Origin of the sequence: Chromohalobacter sp. 48-RD10 (genome assembly GCF_029889785.1) — a bacterium.
In the GTDB taxonomy this organism is placed as follows: domain Bacteria; phylum Pseudomonadota; class Gammaproteobacteria; order Pseudomonadales; family Halomonadaceae; genus Chromohalobacter.
The window spans coordinates 219,967-231,743 of the sequence record NZ_JARANX010000005.1 but is presented as its reverse complement, the minus strand read 5'-3'; the positions used below and the strand labels follow the sequence as shown (position 1 = coordinate 231,743).

Sequence of the window (11,777 nt, the reverse complement as noted above, 5' to 3'; positions counted from 1 at the left end):
GTCTTGCTGCTCATGGTAGCGAACGACCCGAAGTTTGAACGCCGTCGAATACCTGGTCATGGAAAGACCCCTTACGATTGGAGTGGTGTCCAATTTTCAGGGGTCAGTTCAGAAAGACGGGTGGCTTTTTCATGCTGGCACAGAAGGCGCCTCAGCGACGCCGTCACTCAATACCTTACCAGTCGGCACGATGACCGATTTTCGGCTGATCCTGCGTATCGCTGGGCAGGTCGGTCTGCTTGGTATTGTGTACTGAAATATAGTGCCGAGCCTTGGCGACGCCAAAACTGTCGGCGCCCGAAGTATCAACCTGCTGGAAGCTTACGGATGCCTGATCGACACCTTGGTTGGCCTGCAGCGATTCGTGATTGACCTGTAGTGCTTCGCTAGAAGCGATGCTGGCCTGCGCAGCAATCGGCAGCGCGGCGAGTGCAACGGCGGCAATAAGGGTACGTACTTGCATGATGGATCTCCTTGCGTGTTCATGTTCGCTTGCGAACGTTGAGTAAACTATATAGCAAGCTAACAATGAACGCAATAACGAATCTAGCAATCGCTTCCATAGCCAAAGCCTATGCGCCTAAAAAGTCATAAGGTAGTGTCTTTTTCTGCCTATAATGCTTATTACAGTATTAAAACCAGACCCCTACCGGGGCCTGGCAATACAACAAAAGGCATTCTTCTGCTTTGAACCCCTAATGTTTTCGTGATCGAACCCTCACAGCGCCCGTGACATTGACCGTCACGGGCGCTGCATCAGCACCACATCGTTACGTGGAAACGTTCTCGTCAGCTCATGCTGGTCGGCAGCGAGCATTCGTCGGCAAGCCCTCACGGCCATACGCACTCGTACATCTTTCGACTGGATGCAGACCGCCTTGAGCGTGCATGATGTCTTGCCCCCTTAGAGGGCCGACCGTCACTTTTTGGACAATTAGCCATGCTCAATGCCATCGACCATCTGGTGGTAAACGTTACCGACCTCGAGCGCAGCATCGATTTCTATACACGCGTACTGGGGCTCGAGGCACGCTACCACGATGCGACACGCACCGACCTCTACCTGGACGATTTCGCCTTGCGCCTGCAGACCTCCCTGGCAACGTCCAGCAATTCTCATACTGTCCCGCCGGGCCACCAGACCCTGGGCTTTCGTAGTGCCCTACCACTGACGGAAGTTAAGACACACCTTGAGGTACTCGGGATACCGCTGGATAAAGGGCCAGACGAACAACATCCCGCCGAGACGCTTCACGTACGCGACCCGGATAGCAACCTGATCGAGATTTCCCGACCACGGCGTCGCTGAAAAGATGAGATTATAAGCCCGCGCGGGCAGGCATACGCCGCGCGATCTGTATAATACGGGCCCTATCGTCCGCCGTAACCGATGATGCAATGAGCTCGATGTCCGAAGACGTTTCTTTTCCTTTACGCGCACGCGCCATCGCCCTGTTGTGGAGCACCCTGGCACGCTTGACACCGCACCGGCTGTGGCAGTTGGCGCGTCTGATCGGCCCGCTGATTCTCACCTTCAGTCGCCGCGAACGTGACGTGACGCGCATTAACCTCAGACATGTCTATCCAGATATGCCGGCACGTCAGCAACAACGCCTGACACGGGACAGCCTGACGCATTCCTCGGCAACCATGCTCGAGCTGGGCTTTGCCTGGATGGCCGTCCCGGAACGCGTCGAGACCTCGATCCGCGCCGTGCACGGCCGTGAACTACTCGACGACGCCCGCGCCGAGGGACGTGGTGTCATCGTGCTGGCACCACATTACGGTAACTGGGAAGTACTCAACTTCTGGCTTTCCAGCCACTTCCCATTCACCGCCATGTACGAGCCTCCCAAGATCGACGCCCTTGATCCGGTGATCCGGCATGGCCGCGAACGCATGGGGGCCCGGCTGGTCCCGACCAATCCACGCGGTGTCGCTTCGCTGCTCAAGGCACTCAAGCGCTGCGAGGCGGTGGGGATTCTCCCCGATCAGGAGCCGAGCTGGGGGAGCGGCGTCTTTGCCGATTTCTTCCAGCGTCCGGCCTATACCGCCACCTTACTGTCCAAGCTCGTGGCACGCACCGAGGCGCGCGTCGTCACCGGCGTGGCGAAACGCCTCCCCGGCGGCAAGGGCTTCGCGCTGCACTTCCTCGCCGCCGATGAACGCGTCTACTCAAGCGACGAGGCGCTGTCCGCCACTGGCGTCAACGCCAGCGTGGAAAATGCCATCGCCCTGGACCCGGCTCAGTATCAATGGGAATACAAGCGCTTTCGCAAGACCCCGCAACAAGCTGCCAAGCACCCCGACTTCAAGCGCTTTCGCATCTACTGAGCCCTCAGACACAGCGCTGATTGTTGTCTACACTACTCCCGAGGGTTTCTTGAGGAGTCGTGCATGATCACTCACCACGCTACCCAAGCGCTGAGGCGACGCGCGCCGGCGCTTGCCAGCCTCTGGCTGGGCGCCATGATGACCGTCTCAGGCCAGGCCCAGGCACTGACACCAGTGGAAGTTGACGGCAATGAGGAACGGGCCAATGTGCCCAATGGCGCCACGCTCGATAAGCGGATCGCGCTACGCGCACCTCGGCTGATCAGCTTTGGCCCCGAAGACGAGATGTTCATCGGCTCCCAGGCAGGGCGCCTGTATCGCCTGCAACCACCCTATGACGAAGTCGATGCAGAGATCCCGCTGTCCAGTTATCCGCACAGCGCGGTAATTCATGAGGGCTACTTGTACGTGGCGACCACCGACCGACTCTATCGCACGGCGTATTCGCCGGGACAGGACGTTTCGGAGATGGATTTCGAGGGCATCGCCGACTTACCCGGCGGCAGTGGCCATTCCTCGCGCTCGCTATCCGTCGGTCCCGATGGCAGGCTTTATGTCGCGCTCGGCCTTCAAGGCAACTGCTCGGCGCAACGCGTCAGCAAAGATCTCGCCTTCGAGGATCGGCGAGGCGGGGTAATGGCGCTCGATCCCTCGCGCGAGGCACCCGAATGGACGCCCTACGTCAGCGGGCTGCGCAACCCCATCGGCATGGCCTGGAGTCCACAGGGGGTTCTCTACCTCAACAACAACGGCCCCGATCATTGGGGTTACGAAGCACCGCCCGAACTGCTGGTGCGCGCCGAGGCCGAGCGCTTTTACGGCATGCCCTGGTATCAATGGAATGAAGGCGAATGGCAGCGCGATGAGTGCATCGACTCGGCACCGCCTGCCAAGCGTGACACGCTCGCACCGCCGGTGGCGACCTTTGCCGCGCGTAGCGCCCCCATCGGCCTGACCTTCCTGCCTGATGACAACCCCTGGCAAGTGGATATGGTCACCGCCATCCATGGCAGTTGGGCCACACAAGCATCCGGGGGCCGTGCTACACGCCGTCCTCCCAAGATCGTCGGCATTCGACTCGAAGATGATGGTCATCAGGGCCAGGTGGTCGATCTGGTCAGCGGCTTCCAGGCGGAAAATGGGGAGCGCTGGGCACGCCCCGCCGATATCGCCTACCGCGACGGCGCGCTTTATTTCACCGCCGACGATGGCGATACCGGATTGTATCGACTAATACCCTAGCGCTTGTCCAGATGCGCCTGGCGCGCGGCCACCTCGGCGAGCCCCGACCAGTCCTTTTCGCCATCGCCGTTGGCCAGGGCGTCGAGCAGACGATCGCGCACCGCGCTGCCCAAAGGCAAGGCAACGTTTTGCTCGTCCCCCGCACTCAGGGCTAGTCCGACATCCTTGTGGCCCAAGCGCATCGTGAATCCTGCGGGCTCGAAACGTGCCTCGGCGATCATCTTGCCGTAGCCCTTATAGGCCGGGGAGGCAAACAGCGTATTGGTGACAATATCGAGAAAATCGCTGGCCTCGATGCCGTACGCACGGGTCAGTGTCGAGGCCTCGGCCATCGACTCGATGGCACTGGCGAGCATGAAATTGGCGGCGATTTTCGCCACGCTGGCGCGTTCAGGCGATTCTCCCAAGGGCCAGACAGCCTGGCCCATGGCGTCGAGTACAGGCCTGACCCGTTCGATATGCGTCGGATCACCGGCGGCGATGATATTGAGCTTACCCGCCGCCGCCACATCCGGCCGCCCCAGCACCGGTGCGGCGATATAGCCCACGCCCAGGCGCTCGTGGAGTGCTGCCATGCCACGCGCGAAAGCCACCGACACCGTGGCCATGTTGACGTGAACACTGCCCTTCTTCATCGCCTCGATGGCCTTGCCCTCGACCAGCACCTGATGCGCTGCCTGGTCGTCCGCCAGCATGCTCACCAGTACTTCACACCGCGCCGCGTCGGCCGATGTCTTGGCGATCCTCGCACCCTGCTCGGCGAGTGTCTCGGCAGCTTCCGGGGAGCGATTCCATACCGTTACCTCATGCCCCGCCTCGAGCAACTGCTGCGCCATGCCATGTCCCATGGCCCCCAGGCCAATAAATCCAACCTTCATATTCAACTCTCCTTTGCTGGCTTCTCTCTGGACATTAGCACGCAAACGAGGATTTGACGTGCCCTGCCCCATGCATCGCACAGGGGATTTCATTCGGACGATATCTTGCTAGACTCTAGACGACAGCTTGACGGGGTGCCGGTGGAACCGGCTGAGATCGTCCTGCGCTCGCCAACAAGGCGTGTGCCACGGCGGATCCCGACGAACCTGACCCGGCTAGTACCGGCGTAGGGATCAAGCGGAGTCCGCAGCGTCGGGACATCATCCGTCGTTGCTTATTTCTCCCGCCTACGCTGTGCGCCGGCCTGACTTGCGTCATGACCTGGAGCACATATGACATCACCGCAATTCCTTTCCGACACCGCCCGCGTCGACGAAGCCGCCATTCAGGCGCTACCCGGCTCGCGCAAGATATATGTAGAAGGCGCACGCGCGGATATCCGCGTGCCTTTCCGCGAGATATCGCTATCACCGACCCGCACTTCCGGCCAGGATGAGGAGAACCCTCCGCTACTGGTCTACGACACCTCGGGCCCCTATACCGATCCCGGCGCGAAGATCGATCTGCGCAGGGGTCTGACAGAACTGAGACGCCAATGGATCGAGGCGCGCGACGACACTGAATTCCTCGACGGCCCCACGTCCGAATACGGCCAACGCCGTGCCAACGATCCCATGCTCGCTCAGTTGCGCTTCGAGCTGACCCGCACGCCCCGGCGCGGCAAGAAAGGCCATAGCGTCACCCAGTTGCATTACGCCCGCCAGGGCATCGTGACACCTGAAATGGAATTCATCGCAATCCGCGAAAATCAGCGCCGTCAGGCTCGTTCTGCCAAGTACTCGGGCACCGACGAGGTCGAGCGTATCCTCGATCAACAGCATCCAGGCCAAGGGTTAGGCGCACGTCTGCCGGAGGAGATCACGCCGGAGTTCGTGCGTTACGAGGTCGCCGCCGGCCGCGCCATCATCCCCTGCAACATCAACCATCCCGAAACCGAACCGATGATCATCGGCCGCAACTTCCTGGTGAAGATCAACGGCAATCTGGGCAACTCGGCAGTGAGTTCGGCCATCGAGGACGAGGTCGACAAGATGACCTGGGGCATCCGCTGGGGCGCGGACACCATCATGGATCTATCCACCGGCACCAACATCCACGAAACGCGTGAGTGGATCATCCGCAACGCGCCAGTACCCATCGGCACCGTGCCCATCTACCAGGCCCTGGAGAAGGTCGGGGGCGTCGCCGAGGATCTGACTTGGGATATTTTCCGCGACACCCTGATCGAGCAAGCCGAGCAAGGTGTGGATTACTTCACCATTCATGCTGGTGTCTTGCTGCGCTACGTGCCGCTCACCGTCGAGCGCGTCACCGGCATCGTCTCGCGCGGCGGCTCGATCATGGCCAAGTGGTGTCTCTATCACCATGAAGAGAGCTTCCTCTACACCCACTTCGAAGATATCTGCGAGATCTGCAAGCGCTACGACGTGGCATTCTCGCTGGGCGATGGCCTACGCCCCGGTTCAGTGGCCGACGCCAACGATGCCGCGCAGTTCGCCGAACTGGAAACCCTCGGCGAGCTGACCAAGATCGCCTGGCAGCATGACGTTCAAGTGATGATCGAAGGGCCCGGCCACGTGCCGATGCAATTGATCAAGGAGAACATGGACAAGCAGCTCGAATGCTGCGATGAAGCGCCCTTCTACACCCTGGGCCCGCTGACCACCGACATTGCGCCGGGCTATGACCACATCACCTCCGGTATCGGCGCAGCGATGATTGGCTGGTATGGCTGCGCCATGCTCTGCTACGTCACGCCCAAGGAGCATCTGGGCCTTCCCAACAAGGACGACGTCAAGACCGGCATCATTACCTACAAGATCGCCGCGCATGCCGCGGATCTCGCCAAGGGCCACCCGGCCGCGCAGCGCCGCGACAACGCGCTCTCGAAAGCGCGTTTCGAGTTCCGCTGGGAGGATCAGTTCAATCTAGGGCTCGACCCAGACACTGCGCGGACATATCACGACGAGACGCTGCCCAAGGACTCGGCCAAGGTGGCACACTTCTGCTCCATGTGCGGGCCCAAGTTCTGCTCGATGAAGATCAGCCATGAAGTGCGCGATCATGTATTCAAGGATCGGTGGCCCACAGGCAGGAGCAGCGAAGAAGATTCGCGCGAGACCGAAAGAACACGCCTCGACGGCATGCGCGATCAGGCCGGGAAATTCCGCGCGCAGGGGGGCAATTTATATAGCGAGGTGTAAACACGCGCTCGAGACGAAAAAAGCCACGCTGCATGGCGTGGCTTTTCATTTCGGGCAAGGGGCGTGAGATCAGCGTAGCGAAGTCATCAGTACTTCGGTATCCGTCACCTGAAAGTCGATCGACATCATGATGCTGAGCGCCGTGATGATGAAAATCGAGAAGATGAAGACCTTCTTGGCCCACACGCGGTCATCGCCGGTGCGGTAACCACGAAGCGCCATGAAAAGCCAATAGAGCCCCATTGCTGCTGCCACAGCGAAATACCCATACCCGGCATAGCCAGACAGCGTGAGCATCAAGGTCGCGCCCACGAACGCCAGGATATACCAGAAGATATGATGCTTCGCCGCCCTCACGCCACGCGTAACCGGCAGAACCGGGATCGACGCCGCGCGATAGTCCTGATAGCGAAAGATGGCAATAGCATACGAGTGCGGCATCTGCCATAGGCAGAAGATCAAAAGCAGCGTCAGCGCGCCAAGATCGAACTGGCCGCTGACCGCACAATAGCCCACCACCGGCGGCGCCGCCCCCGACAAGCTGCCCACCAGGGTGCCATAGACCGAGTGTCGTTTGAGATACAGGCTATAAAGCCCGACATAGACGAAGAACCCGAGCAAGGCGAACAGCGTCGCCAAAGCATTGGTGCCCAGTGCCAGGATCAAGAAACCTGCAATGCCCAACACACTGCCGTATGCCAGCGTGATACCGGGTGAAATCAGCCCCTGGACCGTGACACGCTCTTGGGTGCGCTCCATCAGACGATCGATATCGCGATCGATATAATTATTGAACACGCACCCGGACGCGATCACCAACGCAATCCCGATGACTGTGGCCAAAAAGAGCGCTCCATCCACGCTTCCCTGGGAAGCGAGGAAGAAGCCTCCAGCCACGGAGATCAGGTTGCCGAAGATGATGCCCGGCTTGGTAATGGAAACGTAGGGTTTGAGCATCACGCCGAGCGACTCACCCACCTAGCATCATGTTGACGTGCAGGTTCTGCATGATCCACAGCGACCCGCCCACCAGGATGACCAGGATCAACGCCGTGAAGATGAAGGACCCTGCGTTCCATCCCTCTTCGGTCTTGAAGTCCAAGTGCATGAACATGACCAACTGTATCAATACCTGAGCAATCGCCGTGATCGAGATCGTCACGGCAATAGCCAAGTTGCTGAAACCACCCGTCATGACCACCCCAAACGGGATGATCGTCAGCACGATAGACAAAATCAGACCAGTCACATAGGACTTGACGCTGCCGTGGTTGCCACCGTCGTGGGAAGCATGTGCATCGCTCATTACAAAACTCCCATCAAATAGACGAAGGTAAAGACACAAATCCACACGATATCCAGGAAGTGCCAGAACAGGCTCAGGCACATCACGCGCGGCCGCGTCTTGTCGTTAAGGCCCTTCGTGGACAGCTGGACGATCATTACCAGCATCCAGATCAGACCAAAGGTCACGTGGAGGCCATGCGTTCCGACCAGCGTAAAGAACGCTGACAAGAAAGCACTACGATCAGGCCCGAAACCTTCGACGATCAGATGATGAAACTCGTAGACCTCCATCCCTACGAAGCTCGCCCCGAGAATGAAGGTAACAATCAGCCAAGCACGGACCTGTGCAAGCTTGTCCTTGTGCATGGCCAGTACGGCCATGCCATAGGTGAAACTACTGAACAGCAGCAAGAAGGTTTCGACAAGAACAAAAGGGAGCTCGAAGATATCGGCCCCAGAGGGGCCACCCGCCGTGCCCTTCATGAGCACGGCATAAGCCGCGAAAAGACTCCCGAAGATGACCAGGTCACTCATCAGGTAGACCCAGAAGCCGAATACCTTCATGGCACCCGCATCGTGGTGCTCATGCTCGTCATGAGCATGAGCGTCATGTTGATTCAAGGTTTGCGTCGTCATAATTACGCCTGCATCTCCAGCCGTTTATGGTGCTCGCGTTCAATACGCTCGACTTCCGCCGCCGGGACGTAGTAGTCGATATCGTCATTGAAGACACGGAGCATGAAGGCAACGAACATGCCGATCGCGCCGATACCAGCCAGCCACCAGATATGCCAGACCAACGCGAACCCGAACACGGTGCTGATCAATCCCATGATCGGCCCCGCCGCGGTGTTCTTCGGCATGTGAATATCTTCGTACTGGGTCGGCTTGTCCGCTGCCATGCCCTTCTCTTTCTTCGCTTCCCAGAAGGCATCAACAGAGCCGACGCTGGGTAGATGCGCGAAGTTATAGAACGGTGCAGGAGAAGACGTCGACCACTCCAATGTACGCGCATCCCACGGATCGCCCGTGATGTCGGCGTTCTTCTCACGATCGCGAATACTCACGACGAACTGGATCACGGTGCAGGCGATACCACACAGGATGAGAACGGCACCCACCCACGCCACGATCATCAGCGGCTGCCAATCGGCGTTGGCGTAAGACTGCATGCGGCGTACCGCACCGTAGAAGCTCAGGATATAGAGCGGCATGAAGGCCAGATAGAAACCGGTAATCCAGAACCAGAAAGAACGCTTGCCCCACTTCTCGTCGAGCGTAAAGCCGAAAGCCTTCGGGAACCAGTAGGTCAGGCCTGCGAGCATGCCGAACACTACGCCGCCGATGATGACGTTGTGGAAGTGAGCGATGACGAACAGGCTGTTATGCAGTATGAAGTTCGCGCCGGGCACTGCCAGCATCACCCCGGTCATGCCACCGATGGTAAAGGTGATAATGAAGCCCAATGTCCAGAGTACCGGTGTGGTGAACTGCAGCCGACCGCGATACATGGTGAACAGCCAGTTGAAGATTTTCACCCCGGTCGGAATGGCGATGATCATCGTCGCGATACCGAAGAAGGCATTGACGTTCGCGCCTGCCCCCATGGTGAAGAAATGGTGCAGCCACACCACGAACGACAGAACGGTTATACAGGCCGTCGCCCAGACCATGGTGTTGTAACCGAACAAGCGTTTCTTGGCGAAGGTCGCGATGACTTCGGAGAACACCCCGAACGCCGGCAGGATGAGGATATATACCTCAGGATGGCCCCAGGCCCAGATGAGGTTGACATACATCATCATGTTGCCACCCATGTCGTTCGTGAAGAAGTGCATCCCCAGGTAACGATCGAGTGTCAGCAGCGCAATGGTCGCGGTCAGAATCGGGAAAGAGGCAATGATCAGGATGTTCGTGCACAGCGACGTCCAGGTGAAGATCGGCATGCGAAAAAGCGTCATGCCCTTGGTGCGCATCTTCAGAATGGTGACGAAGAAGTTGATACCGGTCAGGGTGGTGCCGATCCCCGATATCTGCAGTCCCCAGATCCAATAATCGACCCCTACGCCGGGACTGTACTGTATTCCCGATAATGGCGCGTAGGCCAACCAGCCGGTCTTGCCGTACTCACCAATGAGCAGCGATATCATGGTCAGGATGACACCCGCCATGAACAGCCAGAAGCTCAGGTTGTTCATGAATGGGAAGGCCACGTCACGCGCACCGATCTGCAACGGCACCACCAGGTTCATCAAACCGATGACCATGGGCATGGCGACGAAGAAGATCATGATCACACCATGCGCGGTGAATATCTGATCGTAATGCTCGGGCGGTAGATACCCTTCAGCGCCCCCGGCAGCCATGGCTTGCTGAGTGCGCATCATGATCGCGTCGGAGAAACCGCGCAGCAGCATGACCAACGCCACGAGGAAATACATGATCCCCAGCTTCTTGTGATCGATGGAGGTCAACCACTCCGTCCACAACCACTTCCACTTCTTGAAATACGTCAGCGCGCCGACGATGGCTAAGCCACCCAGCATCATGACAATAGCCGTCACGACCAGAATTGGCTCATGATAGGGAATATCGTCAAGTCCAAGTTTTCCGAACATAATGTTACTCCGCTGCCTCTGCGCTCATGGGCGTCTCGCCATGACCGCCATCGTGTCCACCTTCACCGTTACCGCCATGAAAGTTCTGGACGATGTCGCGGTACAGGTCTGACGTTACGTCGGAGAAATACTCCACAGGATGGTCCGTGGACGGCTCCGTCAGCTCTTGGTAAGTCGTCCCGTCGTACGAAAGCGTTTCGGACGACTGACCCACCTTGTCGACCCAGGAATCGAAATCATCCTGCGACATGGCATGCGCATCGAAGGTCATCTCCGAGAAACCCTTGCCACTATAATGGGAGGACTTGCCAACGTAGTCGCCTGCCTCATTGGCGACGAGATAGACATCATTATCCATACCCGCCATGGCGTAGATCTGGCTGCCCAGGGTTGGAATGAAGAACGAGTTCATCACCGACGCCGACGTCACGCTAAAGTGCACCGGCACATCAACGGGCATTGCCACTTCGTTGACCGTTGCGATGCCTTGCTCGGGATAGATGAACAGCCACTTCCAATCCAAGGCGACGACCTGTACTTCCATGGTTTCGGCGTCGGATTCGATCGGCTTGTGGGGATCCAGTGAGTGCGACGTTTTCCAGGTAATGATCCCCAGAAACAGGATGATTACGCAGGGAATGAGCCACACGACGGCTTCAATCTTGTTGGAGTGCGCCCAGTCCGGCATGTACTTGGCAGCATGATTGCTATGCCGATATTTCCAAGCAAAAACTACCGTCATGACGAGGACAGGGATCACCACGATCATCATCAGCCAGAACGCCGTGATAATCAGTGATTTCAGCTCTACCCCGATCTGACCCTTGGGATCCACGAGCGCCCCGTCGCAGCCACTAAGCAGCACTGCGATCAGGGGCAGGATACCGAGCCATCCCAGGTTCTTCTTCATTCTCATTGCATGGCCTCACTCAAGCATGGGAAGACGTTGCAGCGCTTGCTCATTGAATGCTTTCCTCCGCTAGCGACCCGTTAGGCACGGCCGTCAAAATACAATGGCACACTCGCCAACGGAACGTCAGCGACTTGGAGAGTGTCCAAATGGTCGGCTCATGTATTGCTGACCACTTGGAAACGCCCCATGGCATGCATACCGACCGGCCACCGGTTTTTCGGCTGCCAATGACACGAGTGT

The 11,777-nt window shown here is 58.4% G+C and carries 11 protein-coding genes and 1 riboswitch; of the genes, 4 read left to right on the top strand and 7 right to left on the bottom strand.

The window, feature by feature from the left end:
• Positions 1–175: 175 nt before the first annotated feature.
• Positions 176–463, bottom strand: coding sequence for a hypothetical protein (locus tag OP496_RS08435; RefSeq protein ID WP_280563129.1), 288 nt, complete (start codon positions 461–463; stop codon positions 176–178).
• 477 nt (positions 464–940) lie between these two features.
• Here OP496_RS08435 and OP496_RS08430 point away from each other — a divergent pair, with 477 nt between their 5' ends.
• The 3 genes from OP496_RS08430 (at position 941) to OP496_RS08420 (ending at position 3,576) form a co-directional block, all read left to right on the top strand.
• Positions 941–1,309, top strand: a complete 369-nt coding sequence (locus tag OP496_RS08430) for a VOC family protein (RefSeq protein ID WP_280563128.1) — start codon at positions 941–943, stop codon at positions 1,307–1,309.
• Between the two features lie 98 nt (positions 1,310–1,407).
• A complete protein-coding gene (locus OP496_RS08425) occupies positions 1,408–2,334 on the top strand; it encodes a lysophospholipid acyltransferase family protein (RefSeq protein ID WP_280563127.1) in 927 nt (308 codons plus the stop codon).
• A 63-nt stretch (positions 2,335–2,397) separates the two neighbouring features.
• On the top strand, positions 2,398–3,576 hold the full coding sequence (locus tag OP496_RS08420) for a PQQ-dependent sugar dehydrogenase (RefSeq protein WP_280563126.1): 1,179 nt from the start codon (positions 2,398–2,400) through the stop codon (positions 3,574–3,576).
• Here the strand turns inward: OP496_RS08420 and OP496_RS08415 are convergent.
• A complete protein-coding gene (locus OP496_RS08415; RefSeq protein WP_280563124.1) occupies positions 3,573–4,454 on the bottom strand; it encodes an NAD(P)-dependent oxidoreductase in 882 nt (293 codons plus the stop codon). The genes OP496_RS08420 and OP496_RS08415 overlap by 4 nt on opposite strands.
• Positions 4,455–4,575: 121 nt before the next feature.
• Positions 4,576–4,705, top strand: a riboswitch (TPP riboswitch).
• An 82-nt stretch (positions 4,706–4,787) separates the two neighbouring features.
• On the opposite strand from OP496_RS08415, the gene thiC reads away from it, so the two are divergent.
• Complete coding sequence (gene thiC, locus OP496_RS08410) at positions 4,788–6,719, top strand: phosphomethylpyrimidine synthase ThiC (RefSeq protein ID WP_280563123.1); 1,932 nt, start codon at positions 4,788–4,790, stop codon at positions 6,717–6,719.
• Positions 6,720–6,788: 69 nt separating this feature from the next.
• On the opposite strand, the gene cyoE is transcribed toward thiC, so the two are convergent.
• Genes cyoE through cyoA form a run of 5 tightly spaced genes read right to left on the bottom strand, consistent with a single transcriptional unit; the run spans position 6,789 to position 11,540 of the window.
• Complete coding sequence (cyoE, locus tag OP496_RS08405) at positions 6,789–7,676, bottom strand: heme o synthase (protein ID WP_280563138.1); 888 nt, start codon at positions 7,674–7,676, stop codon at positions 6,789–6,791.
• Between the two features lie 13 nt (positions 7,677–7,689).
• Positions 7,690–8,025, bottom strand: coding sequence for a cytochrome o ubiquinol oxidase subunit IV (gene cyoD / locus OP496_RS08400; RefSeq protein ID WP_280563122.1), 336 nt, complete (start codon positions 8,023–8,025; stop codon positions 7,690–7,692).
• The gene (locus OP496_RS08395) at positions 8,025–8,642 is read right to left on the bottom strand and encodes a cytochrome o ubiquinol oxidase subunit III (RefSeq protein ID WP_280563120.1); all 618 of its coding nucleotides are present in this window, start codon (positions 8,640–8,642) and stop codon (positions 8,025–8,027) included. The genes cyoD and OP496_RS08395 overlap by 1 nt, the downstream gene beginning before the upstream one ends.
• 2 nt (positions 8,643–8,644) lie before the next feature.
• Positions 8,645–10,624: a cytochrome o ubiquinol oxidase subunit I gene (cyoB, locus tag OP496_RS08390; RefSeq protein WP_280563119.1), complete on the bottom strand. Its 1,980-nt coding sequence runs from the start codon at positions 10,622–10,624 to the stop codon at positions 8,645–8,647.
• Positions 10,625–10,628: 4 nt separating this feature from the next.
• Positions 10,629–11,540: a ubiquinol oxidase subunit II gene (cyoA, locus tag OP496_RS08385; protein WP_280563117.1), complete on the bottom strand. Its 912-nt coding sequence runs from the start codon at positions 11,538–11,540 to the stop codon at positions 10,629–10,631.
• Positions 11,541–11,777: the final 237 nt, after the last annotated feature.

What these genes read in the sequence shown, in the direction of transcription:
- OP496_RS08435 (WP_280563129.1), bottom strand. Translation starts at nt 463, where the DNA reads ATGCAAGTACGTACCCTTATTGCCGCCGTTGCACTCGCCGCGCTGCCG.
- OP496_RS08430 (WP_280563128.1), top strand. Translation starts at nt 941, where the DNA reads ATGCTCAATGCCATCGACCATCTGGTGGTAAACGTTACCGACCTCGAG.
- OP496_RS08425 (WP_280563127.1), top strand. Translation starts at nt 1,408, where the DNA reads ATGTCCGAAGACGTTTCTTTTCCTTTACGCGCACGCGCCATCGCCCTG.
- OP496_RS08420 (WP_280563126.1), top strand. Translation starts at nt 2,398, where the DNA reads ATGATCACTCACCACGCTACCCAAGCGCTGAGGCGACGCGCGCCGGCG.
- OP496_RS08415 (WP_280563124.1), bottom strand. Translation starts at nt 4,454, where the DNA reads ATGAAGGTTGGATTTATTGGCCTGGGGGCCATGGGACATGGCATGGCG.
- thiC (WP_280563123.1), top strand. Translation starts at nt 4,788, where the DNA reads ATGACATCACCGCAATTCCTTTCCGACACCGCCCGCGTCGACGAAGCC.
- cyoE (WP_280563138.1), bottom strand. Translation starts at nt 7,676, where the DNA reads ATGCTCAAACCCTACGTTTCCATTACCAAGCCGGGCATCATCTTCGGC.
- cyoD (WP_280563122.1), bottom strand. Translation starts at nt 8,025, where the DNA reads ATGAGCGATGCACATGCTTCCCACGACGGTGGCAACCACGGCAGCGTC.
- OP496_RS08395 (WP_280563120.1), bottom strand. Translation starts at nt 8,642, where the DNA reads ATGACGACGCAAACCTTGAATCAACATGACGCTCATGCTCATGACGAG.
- cyoB (WP_280563119.1), bottom strand. Translation starts at nt 10,624, where the DNA reads ATGTTCGGAAAACTTGGACTTGACGATATTCCCTATCATGAGCCAATT.
- cyoA (WP_280563117.1), bottom strand. Translation starts at nt 11,540, where the DNA reads ATGAGAATGAAGAAGAACCTGGGATGGCTCGGTATCCTGCCCCTGATC.